Source organism: Streptomyces sp. NBC_01304 (assembly GCF_035975855.1).
Classification (GTDB): Bacteria; Actinomycetota; Actinomycetes; order Streptomycetales; family Streptomycetaceae; genus Streptomyces.
Window position 1 is genome coordinate 7063367 of record NZ_CP109055.1, and the last position, 25575, is coordinate 7088941.

The 25575-nt window shown below is 70.5% G+C and carries 18 protein-coding genes; 9 read left to right on the forward strand and 9 right to left on the reverse strand.

Features of this window, described 5'->3' with window-relative positions; all coding sequences use genetic code 11:
• Positions 1–221 precede the first annotated feature (221 nt).
• Positions 222–2801, reverse strand: coding sequence for an aminopeptidase N (pepN, locus tag OG430_RS31325; protein ID WP_327355992.1), 2580 nt, complete (start codon positions 2799–2801; stop codon positions 222–224).
• A gap of 125 nt (positions 2802–2926) precedes the next feature.
• Here pepN (OG430_RS31325) and OG430_RS31330 point away from each other — a divergent pair, with 125 nt between their 5' ends.
• The 3 genes from OG430_RS31330 to OG430_RS31340 all read left to right on the forward strand — a co-directional run bounded on the left by OG430_RS31330 (position 2927) and on the right by OG430_RS31340 (position 5647).
• Positions 2927–3676 (forward strand): ABC transporter ATP-binding protein, encoded by a 750-nt coding sequence (locus OG430_RS31330; RefSeq protein WP_327355993.1) that lies wholly within the window; start codon positions 2927–2929, stop codon positions 3674–3676.
• Complete coding sequence (locus OG430_RS31335) at positions 3673–4920, forward strand: flavin-dependent oxidoreductase (protein WP_327355994.1); 1248 nt, start codon at positions 3673–3675, stop codon at positions 4918–4920. Before OG430_RS31330 ends, OG430_RS31335 begins: the two co-directional genes overlap by 4 nt.
• A 211-nt stretch (positions 4921–5131) precedes the next feature.
• A complete protein-coding gene (locus OG430_RS31340; RefSeq protein ID WP_327355995.1) occupies positions 5132–5647 on the forward strand; it encodes a DUF1203 domain-containing protein in 516 nt (171 codons plus the stop codon).
• Here OG430_RS31340 and OG430_RS31345 read toward each other — a convergent pair.
• Complete coding sequence (locus OG430_RS31345) at positions 5644–6660, reverse strand: aspartate-semialdehyde dehydrogenase (protein ID WP_327355996.1); 1017 nt, start codon at positions 6658–6660, stop codon at positions 5644–5646. The two genes, OG430_RS31340 and OG430_RS31345, sit on opposite strands and share 4 nt — an antisense overlap.
• 322 nt (positions 6661–6982) lie before the next feature.
• Between OG430_RS31345 and OG430_RS31350 the strand changes: the two genes are divergently transcribed.
• Both OG430_RS31350 and OG430_RS31355 read left to right on the forward strand, forming a co-directional pair.
• Positions 6983–7549 carry a sigma-70 family RNA polymerase sigma factor gene (locus tag OG430_RS31350; RefSeq protein WP_442816585.1) on the forward strand — a complete coding sequence of 189 codons (567 nt, stop codon included), beginning with the start codon at positions 6983–6985 and terminating at the stop codon, positions 7547–7549.
• Between the two features lies 1 nt (position 7550).
• Positions 7551–8336, forward strand: coding sequence for a hypothetical protein (locus tag OG430_RS31355; protein WP_327355998.1), 786 nt, complete (start codon positions 7551–7553; stop codon positions 8334–8336).
• A gap of 82 nt (positions 8337–8418) precedes the next feature.
• Here OG430_RS31355 and OG430_RS31360 read toward each other — a convergent pair whose 3' ends face one another.
• Both OG430_RS31360 and OG430_RS31365 read right to left on the reverse strand, forming a co-directional pair.
• Complete coding sequence (locus OG430_RS31360) at positions 8419–11703, reverse strand: S8 family serine peptidase (RefSeq protein ID WP_327355999.1); 3285 nt, start codon at positions 11701–11703, stop codon at positions 8419–8421.
• Between the two features lie 174 nt (positions 11704–11877).
• Positions 11878–12423 carry a CGNR zinc finger domain-containing protein gene (locus OG430_RS31365; protein ID WP_327356000.1) on the reverse strand — a complete coding sequence of 182 codons (546 nt, stop codon included), beginning with the start codon at positions 12421–12423 and terminating at the stop codon, positions 11878–11880.
• 105 nt (positions 12424–12528) lie between these two features.
• Between OG430_RS31365 and OG430_RS31370 the strand changes: the two genes are divergently transcribed.
• The 3 genes from OG430_RS31370 to OG430_RS31380 all read left to right on the forward strand — a co-directional run bounded on the left by OG430_RS31370 (position 12529) and on the right by OG430_RS31380 (position 16399).
• Complete coding sequence (locus OG430_RS31370) at positions 12529–12972, forward strand: NUDIX hydrolase (RefSeq protein ID WP_327356001.1); 444 nt, start codon at positions 12529–12531, stop codon at positions 12970–12972.
• Between the two features lie 429 nt (positions 12973–13401).
• The gene (locus OG430_RS31375) at positions 13402–15135 is read left to right on the forward strand and encodes a TIGR03767 family metallophosphoesterase (protein ID WP_327356002.1); all 1734 of its coding nucleotides are present in this window, start codon (positions 13402–13404) and stop codon (positions 15133–15135) included.
• A 97-nt stretch (positions 15136–15232) separates the two neighbouring features.
• Positions 15233–16399 (forward strand): serine hydrolase domain-containing protein, encoded by a 1167-nt coding sequence (locus OG430_RS31380; protein ID WP_327356003.1) that lies wholly within the window; start codon positions 15233–15235, stop codon positions 16397–16399.
• Positions 16400–16477: 78 nt separating this feature from the next.
• Here the strand turns inward: OG430_RS31380 and OG430_RS31385 are convergent, their stop codons facing one another.
• The gene (locus tag OG430_RS31385; RefSeq protein ID WP_327356004.1) at positions 16478–17584 is read right to left on the reverse strand and encodes a hypothetical protein; all 1107 of its coding nucleotides are present in this window, start codon (positions 17582–17584) and stop codon (positions 16478–16480) included.
• Between the two features lie 319 nt (positions 17585–17903).
• A complete protein-coding gene (locus OG430_RS31390; RefSeq protein ID WP_327356005.1) occupies positions 17904–18548 on the reverse strand; it encodes a mycothiol-dependent nitroreductase Rv2466c family protein in 645 nt (214 codons plus the stop codon).
• 142 nt (positions 18549–18690) lie between these two features.
• Here OG430_RS31390 and pepN (OG430_RS31395) point away from each other — a divergent pair, with 142 nt between their 5' ends.
• Positions 18691–21267: an aminopeptidase N gene (gene pepN / locus OG430_RS31395; RefSeq protein ID WP_327356006.1), complete on the forward strand. Its 2577-nt coding sequence runs from the start codon at positions 18691–18693 to the stop codon at positions 21265–21267.
• A 121-nt stretch (positions 21268–21388) separates the two neighbouring features.
• Here the strand turns inward: pepN (OG430_RS31395) and OG430_RS31400 are convergent, their stop codons facing one another.
• The 3 genes from OG430_RS31400 to OG430_RS31410 are packed head-to-tail and all read right to left on the reverse strand — an operon-like array spanning position 21389 to position 25460.
• A complete protein-coding gene (locus OG430_RS31400) occupies positions 21389–22027 on the reverse strand; it encodes a response regulator transcription factor (protein WP_327356007.1) in 639 nt (212 codons plus the stop codon).
• Entirely contained in the window at positions 22024–23217 is a 1194-nt protein-coding gene (locus OG430_RS31405) for a sensor histidine kinase (protein WP_327356008.1), read from the reverse strand. The genes OG430_RS31400 and OG430_RS31405 overlap by 4 nt, the downstream gene beginning before the upstream one ends.
• 5 nt (positions 23218–23222) lie before the next feature.
• A complete protein-coding gene (locus OG430_RS31410) occupies positions 23223–25460 on the reverse strand; it encodes an MMPL family transporter (protein ID WP_327356009.1) in 2238 nt (745 codons plus the stop codon).
• Positions 25461–25575 lie beyond the last annotated feature (115 nt).

The following is a 25575-nucleotide window of genomic DNA, read 5'->3' on the forward strand; positions in this document are numbered from 1 at the left end:
GAGGACTTGGGACTTCCCGGGGATATCCCCGCACTCACCCTTTGCACCGCAACTCCCGTACGCACCCGAAGATCAGCTTACGGTTGGGTAGCGTAACGCGTTCGAGTGAATGCGGTTGACGTTGCTCCGTTTCCTTGGCGCGATATGCATGTGCCCGGCACGGCGGCGTAACAACGCCTTCGTACCGGGCACATGGCAGTGCGTCAGATGCTCAACAGGCCCTAGCCTGCGGCGGCGTCCGCCGCCTGCGCCTTCAGCGCCCGCTCCACACCGGAGCGCGACTCCGAAACCAGGCGCCGCAGCGCCGCGTTCGGCTCCGCGGACCCGAGCCAGGCGTCCGTCGCGTCCAGCGTGCCCGCCGAGACCTGCAGCGCCGGGTAGAGCCCGACCGCGATCTGCTGGGCCATCTCGTGCGAGCGGGACTCCCAGACGCCCTTGACCGCCGCGAAGTACTTCTCCGTGTACGGGGCGAGGAGCGCGCGTTGGTCGGTCTGGACGAAGCCGCCGATCACCGCTTCCTGCAGCGCGTTGGGGAGCTTGTCCGACTCGACGACCGACGCCCATGCCTCGGCCTTGGCCTCGGCGCTCGGGCGGGCCGCACGCGCGGTGGCCGCGTGCCGCTCGCCGGCCGCGGTCTTGTCGCGCGCGTACTCGGCGGCGATCGCCGCCTCGTCCGCACGGCCGGTCGCCGCGAGACGCTGCAGGAACGCCCAGCGCAGCTCGGTGTCGACCGCGAGCCCCTCCACCGACTGGGAGCCGTCCAACAGGGCGGCCAGGAAGTCGAGTTGCTCGTCCGTACGCGCCGTCGCGGCGAAGGCGCGCGCCCACGCCAGCTGGTGGTCGCTGCCCGGCTCGGCGGACTTCAGGTGGGCCAGCGTGGCCTCGGTCCAGCGGGCCACGCCCTGCTCGCGCCACTCGGGGGCCGAGTACAGGTCGAGCGCCAGCTTCACCTGCCGGTGCAGCGACTGCACCACACCGATGTCCGACTCCTTGCCGATGCCCGACAGGACCAGCGACAGATAGTCGCGCGTCGCCAGCTCGCCGTCCCGCGTCTGGTCCCAGGCCGAGGCCCAGCACAGCGCGCGCGGCAGCGAGGCCTCGAAGTCGCCCAGGTGCTGGGTGACATGACGCAGCGACTCGGCGTCCAGGCGGACCTTGGCGTACGACAGGTCGTCGTCGTTGAGCAGGATCACCGCGGGACGGTGCCGGCCGACCAGCTCGGGCACCTCGGTGAGGTCACGGTCGAGGATGTCGAGCTCGATCCGGTCCGAGCGCACCAGCTTGCCGGAGCTGTCGTCGAGGTCGTACAGGCCGATCGCGATGCGGTGCGGCCGAAGGACCGGCTCGCCCTTGGCGCCCGCGGGCAGGGCCGGGGCCTCCTGGCGTACCGCGAAGGAGGTGATCGTGCCGTTGGCGTCGGTCTCGATCGCCGGGCGCAGGACGTTGATGCCCGCGGTCTCCAGCCACGCCTTCGACCAGGCCTTCAGATCGCGGCCGCTGGTCTCCTCCAGCTTGCCGAGGAGGTCGGACAGGCGGGTGTTCCCGAAGGCGTGCGCCTTGAAATAGGCCTGCACCCCGCTGAAGAACTCGTCCATCCCCACATACGCGACAAGCTGCTTGAGGACGCTCGCGCCCTTGGCGTACGTGATGCCGTCGAAGTTCACGAGAACGTCATCGAGGTCGCCAATTTCAGCCATGATCGGATGGGTCGACGGCAGCTGGTCCTGCCGGTACGCCCACGTCTTCATGGAGTTGGCGAACGTCGTCCACGAGTGCGGCCACTTCGAGCCCTCGGCGTACGCCTGGCAGGCGATGGACGTGTACGTCGCGAAGGACTCGTTCAGCCAGAGGTCGTTCCACCACTCCATGGTCACGAGGTCGCCGAACCACATGTGGGCGAGCTCGTGCAGGATCGTCTCGGCCCGCACCTCGTACGCGGCGTCCGTGACCTTCGACCGGAACACGTACTGGTCGCGGATGGTCACCGCACCCGCGTTCTCCATGGCCCCCGCGTTGAACTCGGGCACGAAGAGCTGGTCGTACTTCTCGAAGGGGTACGCGTAGTCGAACTTCTCCTGGAACCAGTCGAAGCCCTGCCGCGTCACGTCGAAGATCGCGTCGGCGTCCAGGAACTCGGCGAGCGAGGGCCGGCAGTAGATGCCGAGCGGCACGCTCTGCCCGTCCGGGCCCTCGTAGCTGCTGTGCACCGAGTGGTACGGACCCACGATCAGCGCCGTGATGTACGTCGAGATCCGCGGCGTCGGCGCGAACACCCACACATCGCCCGACGGCTCGGGCGTCGACGAGTTGGAAATGACGGTCCAGCCGGACGGCGCCTTCACGGTGAACTGGAAGGTCGCCTTCAGGTCGGGCTGCTCGAACGAGGCGAAGACGCGGCGGGCGTCCGGCACCTCGAACTGGGTGTACAGATAAGCCTGGTCGTCGACCGGGTCGACGAAGCGGTGCAGGCCCTCACCGGTGTTGGTGTACTCGCAGTCCGCGACGACCTTCAGCTCATTGGGCCCCGCCTGCAGGTTCGCGAGCGCGATCCGGGAGTCCGCGAAGACCGCCTTCGCATCGAGGCTCTCGCCGTTCAGCACGACCTCGTGCACGGTCGGCGCGACCAGGTCGATGAAGGTCTCGGCGCCCGCCTCGGCACTGCCGAAGCGCACGGTGGTGACGGACCGGTAGGTGCCGCCCTCCTGCGCGCCGCTCAGATCGAGGTCGATCTCGTACGCGTCCACGGTGAGCAGGCGCGCCCGCAGCTGCGCCTCTTCGCGGGTGAGATTGGTGCCAGGCACGCGGTCATCTCCTCGTTGAGCCGGATATGTCGTTCGGTTTTCCCGCCATCCTTCCACGGTGCCCCCGAAAGGGCCGGTCGCATTTGCTCTGGGCAGGGATCCGACTGTTGGGCATCCTGGGGTACGTGCTGGAGATCAAGGGGCTCGGCCACGCGTACGCGGACGGTCACCGGGCCGTCGACGGGATCGACCTCGACATCGCCCGGGGCGAACTGGTCTCGCTCGTCGGCCCCTCCGGCTGCGGCAAATCGACGCTCCTGCGCTGCGTGGCCGGGCTGATCACGCCGAGCGAGGGCGCGGTGGTCATCGACGGCAAGGTCGTCGACCGGGTCCCGGACGCTCTCGCGGTCGTCTTCCAGGACTACACCCGCTCGCTCTTCCCCTGGCTGTCCGTACGCGACAACGTGGCCCTCCCGCTGCGCCGCCGCGGCAGCGCCCGGGCCGCACGCCGGGCCGCGGCGGAGGAGGCCCTGGCGGCGGTCGGCCTCGAAGGAGCAGGCCGCAAGTATCCCTGGCAGCTCTCCGGAGGCATGCAGCAACGGGCCGCGCTCGCAAGGGCGTTGGCGTACCGCCCCACCCTCCTCCTCATGGACGAGCCCTTCGGCTCGGTCGACGCACAGACCCGCGAGGACCTGGAGGACCTGCTCCTCACGGTGCGCGGCTCGGACGGGATGACCATCCTCCTCGTGACGCACGACATCGACGAGAGCGTGTACGTGGGCGACCGCGTCGTCGTCCTCACCGGCGCGCCCGGCCGCGTACGCCTGGACCTGCCGGTCCCGCTTCCCGCGCCCCGCGATCAGATAGCCACCCGCGAGCTGCCCGCCTTCGTGCGGCTGCGGGCCGAGGTCGGACGGGCGGTGCGGCGGCCATGACGGACCGGGTTCTCGTGGCGGGCGCCGGGATCGGCGGGCTGACGGCAGCGCTGTCGCTGCATGCGGCCGGACTGCCGGTGCAAGTGGTGGACGCGGCGCGGTCGTTGCGTCCCGTGGGCGTGGGCATCAACCTCCTGCCGCATGCCGTACGGGAGCTGACGGAGCTCGGCCTCGGCGACGCGCTCGCCGCGACCGCCGTGCCCACCGCCGAGATGGTCCACTTCGACCGGCACGGCAACCGCATCTGGGGCGAGCCGCGCGGACTCGCCCTCGGCTACCACTGGCCCCAGTACTCGCTGCACCGCGGGGAGTTGCAGCGCATCCTGCTCGACGCGGCGGTCGCGCGGATCGGTCCGGTGCGGACCGGGGCGGCGGTGCTCGGCTTCGAGCAGCTGCCCGGCGACGGCGGGGTGCGGGTGTCGTTCTCCGGGCAGCGGCCCGCCGAGACCGTGTCCGTCCTGGTCGGGGCCGACGGCCTGCACTCCGCGGTCCGCGCGCAGCTGCACCCCGGCGAGGGCCCGCCGCTCTGGAGCGGCATCCGCATGTGGCGGGGCATGACCCGCGGCGAGCCGTTCCTCACGGGCCGTACGGTCGCGGTCCTCGGCTGCAACGCCACGGCCAAGCTGGTGGCGTACCCCGTGTCGCGGGCCGCCGAGTCGGAGGGGGCCGCGCTGATCAACTGGGTCGCGGAGGTGCGGTCGGGGGCTTCGCCGGGCGGGGCGGACTGGGACCGGGCCGGTCAACTCGCCGACGTGCTGCCGCTGTTCGCGTCCTGGAAGGTGCCGTGGCTGGATGTGCCCGGCCTCATCTCCGCGACCTCGCGGATCCTGGAGTACCCCATGGTGGACCGGGATCCCCTGTCGTCGTGGGGCCTCGGCCGGGTCACCCTGCTCGGCGACGCCGCGCATCCCATGTATCCGATCGGCTCCAACGGGGCGTCCCAGGCGGTCCTGGACGCGCGCGTCCTTGCCCGGTGCCTGGCCCTTGCCTCCTCGCCGGAGGCGGGGCTGCGGGCGTACGAGGCGGAGCGGTTGCCGGCCGTGAACGCGCTGGTTCTGGCGAACCGGGAGATGCCGGCGGATCGCTTGCTGCGGGCTGTGGCGGATCGGGCGCCGGCCGGGTTCGACCGGGTCGAGGACGTGCTCACTCCTGCGGAGCTGGGCTCGATCGAAGCGGCGTATCGGCGGACCACGGGGACGGATGTGGCGTTGCTGAACGGGCGCGGGTCGTGGTCGGTTCGGTAGGGACATTTTCCCCACCCCGCCCCTTCCCGAAATCCTGCGGAGCTGTGTCCTCAAGCGCCGGACGGGCTGATTTCATCAGCCCGTCCGGCGCTTGAGGACACAGCCAGAAGGGCGGAAGGCGTCGCAGCCTTACGGGAAGGGGCGGGGTGGGGGAAATTTGATGTCTGAAATCCGCCGGAACCTACCCACCCACCTGAGCCACGCTGATCCCATGACCACGACGACCTACACGCCCCGCCCCATAGACCCCAAGACACTCGCCCAACTCCGGGAAGCCGACGACGCGGGCCACGCCTGCCAGGCGTACCAGGACGACGAGGGCGGCGCCCCGCTCCGCTGCTGCCTGCGGCTCAGCCGCGAGGGCGAGCAGATCGCCCTGGTCTCCTACGCCCCACTGCGGCGCTGGGCCGCCGAAACCTGGGCCAAGCCCGGCGCGTACGACGAACAAGGGCCCGTGTTCATTCACGCGCAGGAGTGCGACGGGCCCGAGGGCGACGGCGCGGCGTACCCCTTCAGCCGGGCGGGAGCCCTGCGCACCCTGCGCCGCTACAGCGCCGAAGGCCGCATCGTCGGAGGCCGCCTCCTGGAGATCCCGGAGACGGCCACCGAGGGATTCGACGCGGCCTTCGCGGAAGCGTTCGCCGACCCGGAGGTCGCCCTCGTGCACGTACGCGCGGTCGAATACGGCTGCTTCCACTTCGAGGTGCGCAGGCCTGAAGGGCGTTAGCCCTTCAGCTCGGCGGCGACCAGCTCGGCGATCTGCACCGCGTTCAGCGCGGCGCCCTTGCGGAGGTTGTCGTTGGAGAGGAAGAGCGCGAGGCCGTTGTCGACGGTCTCGTCGTTGCGGATGCGGCCCACGTACGACGCGTCCTTGCCGGCGGCCTGTAGCGGGGTCGGGATCTCCGAGAGCTCGACCCCGGGGGCGTCCTTGAGCAGCTCGTAGGCGCGCTCGACGCTGATCGGGCGCGCGAAGCGGGCGTTGACCTGGAGCGAGTGGCCGGAGAAGACCGGGACGCGGACGCAGGTGCCGGAGACCTTGAGGCCGGGGATGTCGAGGATCTTGCGGGACTCGTTGCGGAGCTTCTGCTCCTCGTCGGTCTCGAAGGAGCCGTCGTCCACGATGTTGCCCGCGAGCGGCAGCACGTTGAAGGCGATGGGGCGCTTGTAGACGCCGGGCTCCGGGAAGTCCACGGCCTCGCCGTCGAAGGTCAGCTGGTCGGCGGCCTCGGCGACCTTGCAGGCCTGCTGGTGTAGCTCGGCGACACCGGCCAGACCGGAGCCGGACACGGCCTGGTAGGTCGTGGCGACCATGGCCTCCAGGCCGGCCTCGTCGTGCAGCGGACGAAGGACCGGCATCGCGGCCATCGTGGTGCAGTTCGGGTTGGCGATGATGCCCAGCGGGCGGTTGCGGATCGCGTCCGGGTTGACCTCGGAGACGACGAGGGGCACCTCGGGGTGGCCGCGCCAGGCCGAGGAGTTGTCGATCACGACGGGGCCCTGCGCGGCGACCTTCTCGGCGAGCGCACGCGAGGTCGCGCCGCCCGCGGAGAACAGCACGATGTCCAGGTCCGAGTAGTCCGCGGTGGCGGCGTCCTCGACGGTCACGCCGTCCAGGGTCTTGCCCGCCGAGCGCGCGGAGGCGAAGAGACGGAGCTCGTCGACCGGGAACTTCCGCTCGGCGAGGATCTTGCGCATGACTGAGCCGACCTGACCGGTGGCACCGACGATTCCGACCCTCACAAGGGCTCCTTACCTGGTGGCGAACGTGCCTGGCGGCACCTGGGGCAGCCTGCCCATCATGCTTCTGACCCGGGTGCGCTTGTCCAATCCATTGTCCGAGGGGCGGACGACGTGGGACATGTCACGAAGACGACGTGGGACCCGTCGCGAAGACCTGGGGCCGGGGCCGAACGTTTCCGGGCGCTTCGGCGTCATAAGGGAAACGCAGGTAGGGCCTGTCCGGCGGGTCAGGCCGGATGAGGCCGACGATGCCGGCAAAGCATGCCAGAGCCCGCGACTCCGGCCTGACCCGCCGGGCAGGCCCTGAGGGAGGGGTGGGGCGTTGCTGCGCAGAAGCGGGAGAGGGGTGTCCCCTGCGCGAGCGGAGTCGAGGGCTCGGGCAGGTGCCGGGGACTCGGAGGATCCGCTCGAGCCGGCCCAGGAGGCCCGGGTGCGGGCCGTCCTCGCGCTCGGTGGCGTACCGCAGACGGATCTGCTCGACGGGGTTCAGCAGGTGCGGCTGCGGCTGCTCGAGCGCGCCGCCACGGGGCGCGAGGCGCCGCGGGACGTGTCGGCGTGGGCGGCGGTCGTCGCGTCCAACTGGGCCATGGACTGGCACCGGTCCCGGCGGCGGCAGGAGCGGGTGGGGGAGCGGCTCGTGGCGCTGCGGCAGGCGCCCGCGGTGGTCGAGGGGGCCGAGGAGTCACGGGTCCTCTCGCTGACCGTGGCGCAGGGCCTGGACGAGCTGTCCGACCTGCAGCGTCAGGTGGTGGTCCTGCGCTTCTACGCGGACCTCTCGGTGCGCGGCATCGCGGACGAGCTGGGCATTCCGGAGGGCACGGTGAAGAGCAGGCTGCACGGCGCGGTCCGGGCGCTGCGGGCCCGGCTGCACGAGGACGAGGTGGTGTGACGTGGCCGGGGAGGAGCAGGCGCAGGTGGACCCGCTGATGGCGGCGATCACCGGGGAGCCGGTGCCGGAGGAGGTCCGGGGCGACGCCGGGTATCTGGCCGCTGTGGCGGATGTCGCACTGCTGCGGGATCAGCTCAAGGCCATCGGGGACGCACTGGGGGAGCCCGTACCCGAGCCGAAGGCCGAGCCCGAGCCGGAGCCGCCCAAGGAGCGGTGGCTGAACCCGGTGCGCAGGCGGCGGCTGTTCAGCGTGGCGCTAGCCGGGGCCGGGGCGGCAGCCGGGGTCGCGGCGCTGGTCGGGGGCGTGGCGCTGCTCGGGAGCATGCAGGGCAGCGGAGACGACGCGACGGCCGACAAGGGCGGCAGCAAGCAGGTGGTGGCCTCCCCCAGCGGAGGGGACAGCGCGGATGCCGGCAAGCAGGGCAGTGGCCCGGCGAACAGCCTCAGCCCCGAGGGCTGGGTGGCCTGTTCCCGGCTCATGGTCGAGGGCACGGTCGTCCGGGTGGCGCCGGTCGAGGGAAAGCGGATGGACCGCATCACGCTGAAGGTGCAGCGCTACTACAAGCCGGAGAGCGGCCCGGCCGACGTCACGTTCCCGATGGACTGGAACGTCGACCCGAGGCTGAAGGTGGGCGACCACACGCTGATCACCATCGACAAGGGCGGTACGCAGCCGGTGAACTGGGCCACCGGGAAGGACCTGGAGCGCGTCAGGGCCATGCTCCTGAAGGCACTCCCGGGAGCCGGGAAGATCACCTGCGACACCCCGCCGGGCCCCGGCGACTGACCCCGCGGACGCGAGAGGGCGGGCGCCCGGCACACACCGGACGCCCGCCCCAGTTACGTAACTCCCTTACAGGCAAAGGGTGTTACGGAACGACCTTCTCGATCTTGACGCTGCCGGACCCGGCCACCGTGCCCCGCGCGTTCAGCACCGACACCTCGCCGAAGAACTGCCGTCCCTCGGGCGCGGCACCCGCGACGACGACCTCGGCGGCCACCTGGGCGGAGGCCCCGTTGGCGAGCTTCACGGCCTTGCTCTCGTCGACCTTGACCTGGCCGAGCGAGGGGGCGAAGAACACGTCGAGGTAGTCGTAGGCGGTGGACCCGGACGGGATCGCATAACCGTCGACGACGATCGTGTACGTGCCCGCCGCGGGCTTGGCCAGCGAGACGGCCTCTTCCGAGTCGCCGTCCGCGGCCGAACCGACCACGGCTCCCGCCTCGTTGAGGACGGTGAGGTCCAGGTCGGCGGCGGTGTCCGCGGTGTTGCCGATGGCGACGTCGAGCTTCTCGGCGCCTTCGGGAACGACGACCGTGGTCTTCTGCGACTCACCGTTCGCGATGGTCGGACGCGCCGACTTCGACGAGCCGAGCGGGCCGCCCTTCAGCTTGCCGTCGATCGCGGCGAAGCCGTTGGTGACCTTCCACTCGACCGGGGCGGGCGTGCCCACCTTGGCCTCGGGAAGGGTGGCGACGGCCGGGTCGAAGGAGACGCCGAGCGCGGCCACGTCCAGGTTGTACGGGTTGTCGAGCAGCGGCGACGTACGGCGCGCCTCGACCTCGATCTCCCAGACGCCCGCCTGCGGGTCCGCGTACGAACGCAGGTCCGGGCGGCAGGTGTTGGCCGGGTTCGGGTAGTTGTTGTAGCAGTTCGGCGTGGAGGTCGGGTCGACCGGGACGCCGTACGGGTGGATGGAGATGAAGCGGGTCTGGCTGCCCGTCTTCAGGCCGCCGATGGCGACCTCCAGGGACTTGGCGCCCTGCGGGACCGTCACGAAGTACGACTTGGTGCTGTTGCGCTGCACCGAGCCGGACGCCGAGAAGGTGTAGGCGGGCTTCGCCAGGGCCTTCGCGACGACGACGGTCGACATGATCTGCTTGTCGACGCCCTCGGTGCGCGGGTCGTCCACCTCCAGGATGGAGCTGTGGATGCCGGCCGAGCCGGGCTTGGCGGAGACCTTCACCTTGACCGGCTTGTTCAGCGGCAGCGAGACCTCGTCGGAGGACGCGATGCGGAACGTGCCGTCGTTGTTGGCCAGGTGCAGCTCGTGGCGGAGCGCGCGGTCCGGGCCGCTGGTGCGGGTGATGGTGACGTCGTACGTCCGCTTCTGGCCGGCCTTGAGGCCGCCCTCACGGTCGTAGATGCCCGTGCCCGGCTTCTTGAGCGCCTGCTCCAGGGCCGTGTCGACGGGGGCCTCGACCTTGTACTCGTGAGCCGTGGCGCCGTCCTTGATGGACTCCCAGGCGTCGACGATGTTGATGCGTCCGGCGCCCTCCTCGTGCGGCTGGAAGCCACGGATGTGGTCGGCCGTCGAGTTCAGCGCGGTGCGCAGCTTCTGCGGGGTGAGGTCCAGGTCGCGCTGCTTGGCGGCGGAGAGCAGCAGGGCCGAAGCGCCCGCGGCCTGCGGCGACGCCATCGACGTACCCTGCAACATCGAGTAACCGGCGGGCAGTTGGTAGCCCGCCTCCGGGACCGGACCGCCGGGTATCCAGGTCTGCGTGGTGTTGATCGCCGCGCCGGGCGCTACGAGCGTCGGCGTCAGGCCGCCGTCCTCACGCGGGCCGCGCGAGGAGAACGGCATCATCGCGTACGGCTTCTCCACGGCGGAGCCGTAGTTGGAGGCCCAGGTCTCCTTGGAGATGGCCGCGCCGACGGAGATCACCTTGTCCGCGAGACCGGGGTCGCCGATGGTGTTGGTGCCGGGGCCGGAGTTGCCGGCCGAGATCACCAGCTGCACGCCGTAGGTGTCGATCAGCCGGTTGTAGAGCTCGGCGCGCGCGTTGTTGCCGTCGTTCAGCGCGGGCAGACCGCCGATCGACATGTTCACGATGTCGACGCCACGGGCGGTGACCAGGTCGATCATGCCCTCGGTGAGCGCGACGTTGGTGCAGCCGCCGCCCCAGGAGCAGGCCCGCGAGGAGACCAGCTTGGCGCCGGGCGCCGCGCCGTTCATCTTGCCGCCGAACAGCGAGTTGGCGGCGGTGATGCCCGCGACGTGCGTGCCGTGCTCGGACTCGATGATGCCGATGTTGACGAAGTCGGACTTCGCGCCGGCCGCGTTGTAGACGACGTCCTTGCGGACCTCGACCACGAACGGCACGCGCTCGACGACATCGGTCGCCGGGTCGTCCTTGCCGAAGTAGCCGACCTGGAAGCCGCTCTTGTACGGCTTCATGGCTTCGTCGTTGGTGAAGTTCTTGTCGTCGTTCAGGTCGACCCGGACCGTGCCCGCGGCGGCGTCGTACAGGATGCCCCACACGTCGGTGGTGTCGCCGTCCCGGTTCAGGTCGCCGTTCGCGTCGCCGCCGGTGGAGGCGGACTCGCGGAAGTACTGCACCTGGTAGCTGCCCGCGGGGGCGGTCCACGTCTTGCCGTCGAAGGTGAACGTCGGCCCGGTCACCGGGGCGACCGCGTTCATCCGGCGCCAGGTCGGGTCGGCGTCGACCACCGGGTCGGTGGCGGTGACCCAGTCGGTGATCTTGCGCTCACCGGTGGTGGTCTTCTGCAGCGCCGGGTGGCCGAGGTCCACGCCCGAGTCGAGGATGCCGATCGTGATCCCGCGGCCGTCGGCCTTCGGGTTCTTCTTCACGAAGTCGACGGCACCGGTCTCGAAGGACGGGTTGTACGGGTTCTTCGCCGGGGTGTCCTTGCCGGGCGCGGCAGCGGTTCCCCGAGCGGCGGCCTTGGCGCCCTTGGCCCGGTCCGCCTTGGGCGTCGGGTCGTCGAGCTCGATCTCCTGGCGGAGGTCGATGCCGTGCACGCTGTCCAGCTTGGACGCCTTCTTGATGGCGTCCTCGGCCTGCGCGGTCGGCAGCGTGGCGCGGACGTAGCCGAGCTTGTCGTACCGCTTGCCGACCGTGCCGCCCTTCACGGCGTCGAGCTGGTCGGCGACCTGCTCGGTGGCACCGGGGGCGGTGGCGACCATCATGGTCACCGTCTTGTCGCCGTCGGCCTGGGCATCGGCGAGCAGCTGCGCGTCGGTCGAACCGAGCTTGTCCCCGGCCGACTTGACCGGGGTCGCCGCCGGGTCGTCCGCGGAGAAGGCGGGGGTCGGGCCGGCCGCCGCGAGGGCCGCCACCAGACCCGCCGCCATGGCTATCTGGGCCGCGCGTCTAGCACCCGTTCTGGGTGCGCGGGATTCGAGGGTCATCTGCATCCCTGTACGTGAAAGAGATGGTCCGCAATTCGGGACCGGATGACCGCATAGCTTTACGTAAGTGTCGGGTGTTTGGGGAGAGTTGTCCGAGGCGGGATGAGGCCATGGCGTACTTCCGCCATACGCCATCCGGCGCCGACGGGGTTTTGGGCCAGGCGGTGCCCGGAATCAGGTCGTCTTGGTGCGGGCGTAATGCCGGGAGGCTTTCGCTCGATTGCCGCAGATCGCCATGGAGCACCAGCGCCGGGTCCCGTTCCTCGACGTGTCGAAGAAGTGCAGGATGCAGGCGTCGTGCGAGCAGGCCCTGATCCGGTCGGGGGCGGTGCTCAGGAGCTCCAGGTAGTTGCGCGCGGCGAGCCACGCCGGCCCCCACGCCACGTCGTCGAACTCGGCGTGCTCACCGGGACCCTCGCTGGTCAGGGTCGCGCGGATGCGACCGTGCCCCAGCACCTCGTCGACCCGCGCGGCGGCGGCCGCATCACCGGGGCTGTCGACGATCGCCCCGATCGCGTCGCGGGCCTGCAGCAGATGGCGCAGGGTGGTCGCGTCCGCGTCGAACCGGTCGTCGAGACCGGTCGAGGCCAGCCAGATCCGGGCGCCGTCGACCCCGGTCAGCAGATCCTGGCGCTCGCCCTCGTGGATCCAGCGGGTATTGAGCAGATCGAGTGCGAGGGGCTCGCCGACGAGCGGGCGGGGGTCGGTCTCGGCGGACATGTCCGGCTCCTTTTCGGTACTAACCGGTCAAGGGTACGTCACCGGTTCGGGGCTTCTCGGCTAACGGGTCGTCACGGGAAGGTGGATTGCCTCTAACGTCTCCATGTGCACAAAGAACTGAGGGTCGCGGCCTACGCAGTGTGCGTACGGGATGATCAGGTACTGCTCGCCCGCTGGATCGCCGGTGACGGCAGCAGACGCTGGACCCTGCCCGGCGGCGGCATGGAGCACGGCGAGGACCCCTACGACACGGTGATCCGCGAGGCCGAGGAGGAGACGGGGTACGCCGTCCGGCCGGTGACGCTGCTCGGGGTGGACTCGATCCGCCGCCGCTATCCGCGCAAGCTCGGGGCGATGGCGGATTTTCAGGGGCTGCGGCTTGTGTATGAGGGTTTGGTGACCGGGGGCTCGCTGCGGCACGAGGAGGCCGGGTCCACGGACCTCGCCGCCTGGCACCCGCTGGACGCGGTGCCCGACCTGCCCCGGGTGGGGCTGGTGGACGTGGGCCTGTCGCTCTGGCGGGAGCGGCCGGCTGTGGGGCGGGTCTGATTTCTCCCCACCCCGCCCCTTCCCGAAATCCTGCGGAGCCTTCCGCCCTCCGGGCAGTGTCCTCAAACGCCGGACGGGCTGATGAAATCAGCCCGTCCGGCGTTTGAGGACATCAGTGACGGACGGGTGCCCACCCACCCCCGCCCCATAAGCCGGCGGCAGCCTTACGGGAAGGGGCGGGGTGGGGAAAATCCCGCCGAAGGCGCCCCCGTACCCCCGCGAATGAACGCAACGTAACCAACAGAGAACCCCGCAGCGAGAGCTGCATGACGTGCCCAACTCAAGGTTGATCCACGTACCGTGATCGGCCCAAAGCGTTGCGCACGCGTTAACGCGCAGGCCATCCCCATTGCCAACGATCCAGTAGGGCCCGGGACTTCGGTCCCGCCAAAGCCGAGCCCAAGCGATCGAACACGGGGAGACCGCGCCATGCCGCGCATACGCACAGTCGCCGAAGCCCTCGACCGCCGCACCTTCCTCACCGCCGCAGGCGCGGCCAGCGCAGCCACCGGACTCGGCCTGGCCCTGGGCCTAGGCGGCGGCGAGGCGGGCGCCGCCGCACCGCCCGCGGCCGCACCCGTCCGAGGCAGGCAGGCCCCACCGCCCGCGCTCGCCCCGTACACCAGGAACACCACGCTGCAGTCGGTGGCCAAACCGAGCGGCACCACCGGCTACCGCCGCCTGGGCAGCGGAACCGCCTGGCCCCGCCTCACCCGCACCGACCTCGCCGCCGCCAAGCCGAACCGCGCCACCCGCCGCAAGACCCTCGCCGCCTTCGTGCAATTCACCGACCTGCACATCGTCGACGTACAACACCCCCTGCGCTACGAGTACTTGAGGGCCCAGACCGCCAGCGCCTGGCGCCCCCAGGAGGCCCTGTCCGTGGCCGGCGCGGTCAGCCTCGTCGAGCGCGTCAACGCCCTGCGCGGCGCCCCCGCGACCGGCGCCCCGCTCAGCTTCGTCATGACGACCGGCGACAACACGGACAACAACTCCAAGGCCGAACTCGACTGGTTCCTCACCGCCATGAGCGGCGGCACCATCACCCCCAACACCGGTGACCCGCGCCGCTACGAGGGCGTACAGGACAGCGGGCTGAAGCTCTACTGGCACCCGGACGACGCCCTGCGCGACGCCGACAAGCGGCTCGGCTTCCCGCACCTCGACGGGTTCCTGGAAGCTGCCACCCGCCAGGTCCGCAGCCCCGGCCTCAACCTCCCCTGGTACTCCACCGTCGGCAACCACGACTCCCTGCCCGGCGGCTGCTTCGCACCCGGCGACGCCTGGCTGACGGACTTCGCCACCGGGGGCAAGAAGCTGATGGAGCTGCCCGAGGCGGAGGGCGCCGCCTTCTGGAAGTCCGTGAAGAAGGGCCTCGACCCGAAGGGCGCCCACTTCAAGGAACTCATCAAGTCCCAGTCGCGGAAGCTCCGTCCGGTCACCCCCGACCCCGCCCGCGCGCCCTTCACCCCGGCCGAGTACCTACAGGCCCACCTCGACCCGGCACACGCGGGCCACGGCCCCGTCGGGCACGGCTATACGCAGGCCAACCTGGCCTCCACCACCCAGTACTACGCCTTCGAGATCGCCGAAGGGGTCCTCGGCGTCAGCCTCGACACCACCGACCCGGGCGGCCACTACGAGGGCTCCCTCGGCACCGCCCAGCTCAAGTGGCTGGAGCGGACGTTGAAGGCAGCCGACAAGGACGGCGCGTACGTCGTCGTCTTCAGCCACCACACCAGCGCCAGCATGCGCAATCTGCGCACCGATCCCGCGCACCCCGGCGAGAAGCGGCACGGCGGCGACGAGGTCCTCCAGGTCCTCAAGGGGCACCGCTCCGTCGTCGCCTGGATCAACGGCCACAGCCACAAGAACAACATCACCCCGCACGGCGGCTTCTGGGAGGTCACCACCGCCTCGCACATCGACTTCCCGCAGCTGGCCCGCGTCATCGAGATCACCGACAACAAGGACGGCACGCTCTCCCTGTTCACCACGCTCATCGAGTCGGCCGCCCCGCACCGAACGGATTTCGCCGATCTCTCCCAGCCCGGACTCGGCGCGCTCTACCGGGAGCTGGCCTTCAACGCGCCCGGCGCCAAGCCCACGTTGGGCGGCGACCCAGAGGACCGCAACACCGAGCTGGTCCTGCGCAAAGGCTGAAAAGTGATCAACCCCCGCGACCCGCTCAACCCTCCCGGACCCGGGCGAGGTCCTGCCCGCTGACCGCAGTAAGTCGGAGGGGAACAGGGGAGTTCACATGGCAGTACGTACAGCACGACCGGTACGCGGCGCGCTGATCGGCATCGCGGTGGCGGGCGCGCTGACCGCGACCGCGTTCGCGGCACCCGCGCAGGCCGCGAGCGAGCGCTCGGACCACACCGGCACCCAGGCGGCCATGGACGCCGCAGTCAAGGACGGGGTCCCGGGCGTCGCCGGGCAGGCCATCGACAAGAGCGGGCGCTGGAAAGGCACTTCGGGCGTCGGCAACCTCAGGACGGGCAAGCCGCGCAGCGCGCACGACCGCTACCGGGTCGGCTCCATCACCAAGACCTTCGTCTCCACGGTGCTGCTCCAGCTGGAGGCCGAGGGGAAGCTCGACCTGGACGACAAGGTGGCCGAGTGGCTGCCGGGTGTGGTGGAGGGCCACGGTCACGACGGCAGCAGGATCAGCGTCCGGCAGCTGCTCAATCACACCAGCGGCATCTTCGACTACACCACGGACGACGGCTTCGGCCAGCGCGTGTTCGCCAAGGGGTTCCTGAAGCACCGCTACGACACCTGGACGCCAGAGCAGCTGGTGAAGATCGCCATGGGCCACAAGCCCACCTTCGAGCCGGGCGCCTCCTGGAGCTACTCCAACACCAACTACGTACTCGCCGGAATGATCGTCGAGAAGGTCTCGGGACGTCCGTACGCCGATGAGATCGAGCGGCGCATCATCGAACCCCTCGGCCTGCACGCCACCACCTCGCCGGGCACCGACGCGTCGGTGCCGAAGCCGAGTTCACGCGCGTACTCGAAGCTCTCCGCGGAGCCCAAGCCGACGGACAAGACGTACGACGTCACCGAGCTGAACCCGACCCTCGCGTCGGCGGCGGGCGACATGATCTCCGACTCCGGCGATCTGAACCGCTTCTACAGCGCGCTGCTGCGCGGCAAGCTGCTGCCGCCGGCCCAGCTCAAGGAGATGAAGGACACGGTGCCGATCGAGGGCGTGCCGAACGTGAGCTACGGCCTCGGCCTGATGCGCAACGAGCTGCCCTGCGGCGGCGTGGTCTGGGGCCACAGCGGCGGCATCCACGGCTCCTCGTCCCTGGCGCTGACCACGACCGACGGCAGCCATTCGCTCGCCCTGAACTTCAACGGCGACTGGTCGGGCGACAGCGACGCGGTCGCCGAGGCGGAGTTCTGCCCGAAGAAGTAGTCGGGAGCGCGCATGAGGAGGGGCGGGGCCCGCCGTCCGGGCCCCGCCCCTCCTCCCCCTCACCCCTCGGGCCGGCCGCTATCGGGGCAGCACCACCACGTACGCCGCCGGATCCCGGTCGCTCGACGCCATCAGTGCGGTGCGTACGACCTGGGCCTGCTGGTCCATCGCGTCGCGCAGCTTCTTCGGGGTGATGTGGACGACCGTGATGCCGAGCCGCTCCAAGTGCTCGCGCTTGCGGGCGTATTCGGACCACAGGGCGTCCTCGTCCTGGCGGGGTGCGCGGGTGTCGAGCTCCAACGCCACCGCCTGGTCGGGCCAGTAGGCGTCCACACCGCCGATGTGCGGGCCCCCCGGCAGCCGCAGGTCGACGTTCCACAGCGGGTCGGGCAGGCCGTGCTCGCTCACCAGCCGATACAGCCGGTCCTCGGCGATCGCCCGCCCCTCCGCGAGCAGCGAGTCCACGGCGTCCACCACGTGCGGGCGGGTGAGCAGCCGGGCCTGGTTCAACTCCTTGACGATGGCGGCCGGTTCGCAGTGTCCGCCGCGTACGGCCTCCGTGAGCAGCCGCCGCACGGCGCTGGCGTCCGCGAGCTGGGCGACCGCGTCGGCCAGCGCCCGCGGCACGGGCGCCACCGGCACTCCGGTGACCAGCTGCGGCCGGGGCAGCGCGTGGCTGCGGACCAGGTGCGCGGGGCCCGTGGAGCGCAGCCGGCGGGTGCGCGGCACCAGGACGTCGATGCGCTCCAGGGCGAGCAGCGGGGGAGCGGAGGAGAAGCGGTGCAGGGTGAGGGCGGCGAGCCCGGTGATCATCGCGTCGCCGTACGCGGCCGGGATCTCCGGCGCCGCGGCGGCGGCCGCGTCGACGGCCGGGCGACGGTTCGGCGGCAGCGAGGCGGCGGCCGCGGAGTCCGCCGACTGCTGCGGCAGCGTCACCTTCTCCCCGGGCGGCCGCCCCGCGTAGAGCAGCACCGCGTGCAGCCGCTCCTCGCTGGTGGGCGGGCCCGGGTGGAGCAGGAACACCCCGGGCAGGATCTGCTGCCAGGGCCCTCCGGGCCGGCACGCGGCGGTCAGGTCGGCGGCGGCGACGCCGTGCGCCCGGAGCTGGGCGGCGGTGAGGACGCGGGTGGTGGCGTCGGTGAGGTGGCTGAGGGGGCGGGGGGAGACCGGGGTGTTGTGGTTCATGAACGGGGGTTTCCCGCGGTCTGCCGCCGCTGTAACCGCTGTTACCGTCTCGTCGACAAATGCGGACAAGCTCGGGCTAAAGGACGAGCGTTCGACTGCCGAAAAGGGCTGGTCGCCGGGCGGGTTACGGGCCGGTGCCTGGCTGAGCGTCACGGATTCGTCCCCACCCCGCCCCTTCCCGAAAGTCCTCAATCGCCGGACGGGCTGATAAATCAGCCCGTCCGGCGATTGAGGACTTCAGTGACGGACGGCTTCCCACCCACCCCCACCCCGGAAGCCGGCGGCAGCCTTACGGGAAGGGGCGGGGTGGGGGAAAATCTCAGAGGTTGGAGAAGTCCGGCCCAGCGGTCCGAGTCCGCTTGATCTCGTAGAAGCCGGGCGTCGACGCCACCAGCAGCGTCCCGTCCCACAGCCGAGCCGCAGCCTCCCCCTGGGGCGCCGGGGTGACCACCGGCCCGAAGAAGGCGACCTCGGACCCCTCCGCACCCGGCACGGAAATCACCGGCGTACCGACCTCCTGCCCGACCTTCTCGATCCCCTCCGCGTGCGACGCCCGCAGCTCCTTGTCGTACTCGGACGAGTCCGCGTACTCAAGAAGGGAAGCGGGCAGCCCGACCTCCTCCAGCGCCGCGGCGATGGCCTCCCGCGTGGGGCCCTGACCCTCATTGTGGAAACGCGTGCCGAGCGCGGTGTACAGCGGCCCGACCACCTCGTCGCCGTGCTTCTGCTGCGCCGCGATGACCACGCGGACCGGAGCCCAGGCCTGCTTCAGGCCCTCGCGGTACTCCTCGGGGACGTCCTTGTCCTCGTTGAGGACGGCCAGGCTCATCACGTGCCAGTGCACCTCGACCGGACGGACCTTCTCGACCTCGAGCATCCAGCGGGACGTCATCCAGGCCCAGGGACACAGCGGGTCGAACCAGAAGTCGGCCTTGACCTTGTCGTTCGTCGGCTGGGCAGTCATTTCTCTCCTCAAGAAGCGATGCGGGTCTGCCCGCCCCAACGCGGACCGCGACGAGGGCATTCCCGGATGCCCTCGCTCTGTCCGGCATGGGAGGATCGGCAGGCATTCGAACAGATCACGTACGCGTCACAAAGGAGTGCCCGTGCCCGGTGAGAACCTGTCCCGCGACGAGGCCCGCGAGCGGTCCGCCCTGCTGTCCGTCGACGGGTACGAGGTGTCCCTCGACCTGCGGTCGGCGATCGGCGACGCCGAGGCTGAGCCGCGGACGTACCGGTCGGTGACGACGGTCCGGTTCCGCTGCAACGAGCCGGGCGCGGCCAGCTTCGCCGACCTCATCGCACCGAGCGTCACTGCGGTCTCCCTGAACGGCACGGACCTCGACCCTTCCGAGGTCTTCGACGGCTCCCGGATCGCCCTGGAGAACCTTCGGGCGGAGAACGAGCTGATCGTCGACGCCCAGTGCGCCTACAGCCGCACCGGCGAGGGCATGCACCGCTTCGTCGACCCCGAGGACGGCGAGGTCTACCTCTACACGCAGTACGAGCCGGCCGACTCCCGCCGGGTCATGGCCTGCTTCGAGCAGCCCGACCTCAAGGCCCCCTTCCGCTTCGAGGCGCAGGCGCCCGAGGGCTGGACGGTCTGGAGCAACGGGGTGGGTGAACTCGCGGACGGCGTATGGAAGTTCGCCGAGACCAAGCCGATCTCCACGTACATCACGGCGATCGTCGCGGGCCCGTACCACTACGTCACGGACTCGTACACCCGCACCTTCGAGGACGGCAGCACCCTCGACATCCCGCTCGGCGCGATGTGCCGCAAGGGCCTCGCCAAGCACTTCGACGCGGACGATGTCTTCCTGGTCACCAAGCAGGGCCTGGACTTCTTCCACGACCACTTCGACTACCCGTACCCCTTCGGGAAGTACGACCAGGCGTTCGTGCCCGAGTACAACCTCGGCGCGATGGAGAACCCGGGCTGTGTGACCTTCCGCGAGGAGTTCATCTTCCGCGGCAAGGTGACGCAGGCGTCGTACGAGCGCCGGGCCAACGTCATCCTGCACGAGATGGCGCACATGTGGTTCGGCGACCTGGTCACCATGCAGTGGTGGGACGACCTGTGGCTGAAGGAGTCCTTCGCGGACTTCATGGGCTCCTTCTCCATGGTGAACGCGACGCGCTTCACCAACGGCTGGATCACCTTCGCCAACAACCGCAAGGCCTGGGCGTACCGCGCCGACCAGCTGCCGTCCACGCACCCGATCACGGCCGACATCCGTGACCTGGAGGACGCGAAGCTCAACTTCGACGGCATCACGTACGCCAAGGGCGCGTCCGTGCTCAAGCAGCTCGTGGCGTACGTCGGTCAGGACGCGTTCCTCGAAGGCGCGCGGCGCTACTTCAAGCGGCACGCGTACGGCAACACACAGCTCGGCGATCTGCTCTCGGCCCTGGAGGAGACCTCGGGCCGTGACCTGACCTCGTGGTCCCGGTCGTGGCTGCAGACGGCGGGCGTCAACTCCCTCACGCCCCAGGCGACTTACGACGCCGGAGACCGCATCACCGAGCTCGCGGTCGTCCAGGAGGCGGCCGAGTCGCACCCCGAGCTGCGCCCGCACCGCGTCGCGGTCGGCCTCTACCGGCGCGAGGGCGCGGACCTGGTCCGCTACGCCCGCGCCGAGCTCGACGTGGACGGCCCGCGCACGGTGGTCACCGAGCTCGCGGGCGCCGAGAAGCCCGACCTGATCCTGGTCAACGACGACGACCTGACCTACTGCAAGATCCGCTTCGACGAGGCGTCCCTCGACACGCTCCGGTCCCACCTCGGCGACATCACGGACCCCTTGGCCCGCGCCCTGTGCTGGTCGGCCCTGTGGAGCCTGACGCGGGACGCGCTGATGCCGGCCCGCGACTTCATCGACATCGTGCTGCGCTTCGCCGGGCGCGAGTCCGACATCGGCGTCCTGCAGATGCTGCACACCTGGACCCGTTCCGCGCTCACCTACTACGCGGCCCCCGACTGGCGCGAGCAGGGCGGCCGCCTCGCCGCCGAGGGCGCGCTGCGCGAGCTGCGGCAGGCCGAGCCGGGCAGCCAGCACCAGCTGACCTGGGCCCGCTTCTTCGCCTCGGTCGCGTCGACGGAGGCCGATCTCCAGCTGCTTCAGGGCTTGTTGGACGGTACGGCGAAGATCGACGGCCTCGACGTGGACCAGGAAATGCGCTGGGCGTTCCTGGAGCCGCTGGCCTCGGAGGGCAAGGCTGACGAGTCGGTGCTCGCGGCCGAACTGGCCCGCGACGACACGGCCTCGGGCAAGCGCCACCAGGTCCGCTGCCTCGCCGCCCGCCCCTCCGCGGCGGTCAAGGCACAGGCGTGGGCCGCGGTGGTGGAGTCGGACGCGCTGTCCAACGCGCTGGTCGAGGCGACGATCGCCGGGTTCGGGCAGGCGTCGCAGCGCGCGCTGGTCGCGCCGTACACCGCGTCGTACTTCGATGCGATCGAGCGGGTGTGGGCCGAGCGCTCGATCCAGATCGGCATGGACGTGGTGCGCGGCCTGTTCCCGTCCCTGCAGGACTCGCAAGAGACGCTGGACGCGACGGACGCGTGGCTCTCCGCGCACGCCGACTCTGCTCCGGCCCTTCGCCGCCTGGTCCTGGAGGCCCGGGACGACCTGGCGAGGACGCTGCGCGGCCAGGCGTGCGACGTTGCGGCTGCGGCTGGTTAAGGGATCTTTCCCCCACCCCGCCCCTTCCCGTAAGGCTGCCGCCGGCATGAATCAGCCTGTCCGGCGTTTGAGGACAAAGCCGTCCGCAGGACTTTCGGGAAGGGGCGGGGTGGGGAGAAAATCAGCGCCGCAACAACCCCCGCTCCAGCGCGATCACCACCGCATGGGTGCGATCCTTCGCGTCGAGCTTCGCGAACAACCTCAGCAGATGCGTCTTCACGGTCGCCTCGGCGATGACAAGTCGGCGCCCGATCTCCGCGTTCGTCATCCCGTCCGCGACAGCGTTCAGCACATCCACCTCCCGCCCCGTCAAGGGGACTTGCACAGGCCGTCGCATCCGAGCCACCAACTTCTCCGCCACCCGAGGCGCCAGCACGGTCTCCCCCCGCGCCGCCGCGTGGATCGCCGCGACCAGCTGCTCCCGCGTCGCGTCCTTCAGCAAGTAGCCGATCGCCCCGGCCTCCACCGCCCGCTCGATCTCCGCATCGGTGTCGTACGTCGTCAGGATCAGTACCCGGGTACGCGGATGCCGCGCCACGATCTGAGCCGTGGTGGCGACCCCGTCGAGCACCGGCATCCGCAGGTCGAGCAGGGCCAGGTCGGGGGCGTGCTCCTCGATGAGTTCCAGGGCCGCCCGGCCGTCCCCGGCCTCGCCGACGATCTCGATGCTGGGCTCGCCGGACAGGAGGGCGACGACGCCGGCCCGCATGACCGTGTGGTCGTCGACCACGATGATGCGCAGCCGCTCACTGGCCGTCATGCGGAGACCTCCGTAGGAATCATGGCGAGGATGCGCGTCCCGTCGCCGACCGAGCTCGTCACGGTCAACTCCCCGCCCAGCTCGGCCAGCCGCTTGCGCATCCCGTCGAGGCCGAACCCCGGCGACGTACCGACGACGAAGCCGCGTCCGTCGTCCGTGACCTCCAGCTCGACCCCGCCCGGCTGCCGGGCCAGGACCACGCCCACGGCCGAGGCGCCGGCGTGCTTGCGTATGTTGGCCAGCGATTCCTGGGTGCAGCGCAGGAGCGCGATGCGGGTCTGCTGGTCGCAGGTGATGTCCGCGAGCTCCGCGTCGACCGGGATCCCGGTGTCCTCGGTGAAGCGGTCGAGGGTGCGGCGCAGGGTCTGCGCCACGGTCCCCGCGGCCACCTGGCCGCTCTGCTGGGCGGAGCCGACGAGTTCGCGGGCCTCGGCCAGGTTCTCGCGTGCGGTGTTCTCGATCGAACGCAACTGCTTGCGGCTCCTTTCGGTATCGGTGTCGAGCGCGCCCTGGGCCGCCTCGGAGAGGACGACGATGGACGCGAAGCCCTGGGCGAGGGTGTCATGGATGTCCCGCGCCAGGCGCTCCCGCTCGTCCGCCGCGCCCTGGCGCTGGTGGGCCTCGGAGAGCTGGACCTGGGTGCGCTCCAACTCCTCGATGAGGCGGGCCCGTTCCTGGCTCTCGGCGACCACCGAGTGGGCCCAGAGGCCGATGAGGACACCCACCGCGACGACGATCAGGGTCGAGACGAGGGTCTCGCCGAAGAACTCCCCGGACCAGCCCTGCCGCAGCCAGCTGCCCAGCAGGGTCGCCCCGGCGGCGAGCCCCAGGAAGGCCATCGAGACCCGCCGGGTGCGGCCGAACATCCAGTAGTGCGGCAGCGTGACCATGAACAGCGCCGCATAGCTGCTGCGGTTGAACGCGAGCCCGCCGAGGGCCAGTACGAGCACCGACAGATACAGGTGCGGCCGGACCACCGGGTTGTCGGGGAAGCGGTCGAGGGCCGCGTAGCAGACCACGACGCACCCGAGCAGCGCCAGCGCCGTGTACTTGCTCCCGTCGGGCCGGTCCAGGGCGACCAGGCCGATGGCCATGGCGCCGAACAGCACCCAGCACACCGCGTTCCAGCGGCTCAGCGACCTGGACCAGAAGGGGGCGTCACCTTGGACCGGCCCGACGGAAGGATTCATGTCGATCAACGTACGTTGCCCGACGACGGCACCGGAATCCCCTGCTGAACCGGTGCCGGTGCCGTGGCCGCCGCCTCCCGGCCGGCACGGGCCCGCCGCGCCCGGGACACTCCGCGCGAAGGCCACCAACTGGCCTCCCCGAGCAGCAGCATCACCGACGGCAGGATCATGATGCGGATGATGAAGGCGTCGAGCAGGACGGCCGCGGCCAGCACGAAACCGATCTGCTTCATCTCGATGATGTGCAGGAAGACGAAGCTCACGAAGACCGTCGTCATGACAACGGCCGCGCTGGTCACCACACTTGCCGAACTGCGCATCCCGTCGAGCACCGCCTGGCGCGTGGGCACCCCGTTCAGGGCTGCCTCGCGGATGCGGCTCACCACGAACACCTGGTAGTCCATCGAGAGCCCGAAGAGGATCACGAAGAGGAAGAGCGGGACGCGCGAGCCGATCGAGCCGGTGGACGTGAAGTTCAGCAGCCCTTCGGCCCAGGTCCCCTGGAAGACTAGGACGAGCAGCCCGAGCGCGGCCGCCGCCGACAGCAGATTCAGTACGACGCCGAGCAGGGCGAGCACGATCGAGCGGAACGCGAACAGCGTCATGCCGAACGTGACGAGCAGCAGCGCGCCGAGGACCAGCGGCAGTTTGCTGTTCTGGTGCGCCGGATAGTCCGTGTAGCGGGCGACATCGCCGCTCACTCCCGTCTCGGCGCCGGGAACCTTGCCGACGGTCGCGGGCAGGTAGTCGTCACGGACATGGTCGAGGGAGCGGTACGCCTCCTCGGAGTTGCCTAGGTGCGGCACGGAGAGTTCGAGCACGCTGATCCGGTGGTCGGCCGAGGTGCGCAGGCGCGGGGTGCCGGTGAACAGTGGGTCGTCCTGGGTGCGGCGGCCGAGCTCTTCGAGGGCGGCGACGACCTGACCGGACTGGTCGGCGTCGGCGCGTACGGCGACCTGATGGGTCACCCGGAGTTCCGGGAAGGCCTCGTTGAGGCGGTCGTACACGCGCATCGCGGGGATGTCGCGGGAGTGGGTGTCCCGGCTCATCTCTGTGATGTTCAGGCCGAACAGCGGGGTGACCAGGGCGAGCAGACCGAGGACGGCGACGAGCAGCGTGGCGCGCGGATGGCGGGTCGCGGGCCGCAGCAGGACGCCGAAGATCCGGCCGTCCTTCGAGCCCTTGACCTTGCGCGGCCCGCGCCCGGCGTGTGCCCTCTGGGCGGCCCGCCGCTCCTGTCGCTGCCCGAGCTTCACGAGGAGCGCGGGCAGGACGGTCAGCGAGCTGAGCACCGCGACCAGGACCACCACGATGGTGCCGGTGGCGAGCGAGGAGAAGATCACGTCGGCGGCCAGATAGAGCGTCGCCGTCGACACGATCACCGCGAGCCCGGAGATCACCACCGCCCGGCCCGAGGTCGCCGCGGCCAGCTCCACCAGCTGCTCGGAGCTCAGCTTGCCGCCCGAGCGGGCCCGTTCCTCGCGTTCCCGCTTGAGGTAGAAGAGCGTGTAGTCGACGCCGACCGCGAGGCCGATCATCAGGATCACGTTGTTGCCGACCCCGGCATCGGGGGAGAGGTGCGAGACCACCATGACCAGGCCGATCGCCGCCGCGATCGACGACAGGGCGAGCAGCAGCGGCACCCCGGCCATCACCACCGAGCCGAACACCACGAACAGCGTGATGAGCGTGACCGGCAGCGTGATCGCCTCGGACAGCGCCAGATCGCTGTCGCGCTGGTCGTCGACGCCCTTGCCGGTGGAGGGACTTCCGGTCTCCTCCACCACGAGGTCGGGATGCGCCTTCTGTACGGCCTCGGTCTGTGCCTGCAAGGTGTGGACCTGGGCGTCCGCGACCATCTCCGCGCCCCTCATGGTCACCTGGACCAGGAGGATCCTGCCGTTCTCGGAGGTACGCGGCCGCTCCACGCCCCGCACGGCGGGCAGGCCCTCCATCCGCGAGGTGAGCTCCTTCGCGGCGGCTTCGGCGGCCGGTCTGTCCAGCGCCCCCGACTTGGACGAGATCAGCACCTGCTCGGTGGGCCGCCGCTCGAGCCCGCCCTCGTCGGCGATCGCCTCGGCCCGGCCGGCCTCGCCGACCCGGTAGTCCTCGGTGGTGGCCGCGTTGGTGCCGACGGCGCTGCCGACGCCCAGGCACAGGACCACGAACACCAGCCAGCCGATGATGGCCCGCCAGGGGTGCAGCGCACTCCAGCGAGCGAGGCGCACAGTCGTTGAGTTCATGCCCAAATCCTGTGTGACCAGGGGTGATTGGCGACAGCACCGGCCGGTTGGACTCTGCTTCCACCGATCGGTGGACCCAGGGGGTGGGGGTTTCCCTACGGCGTACGGGGCTGTT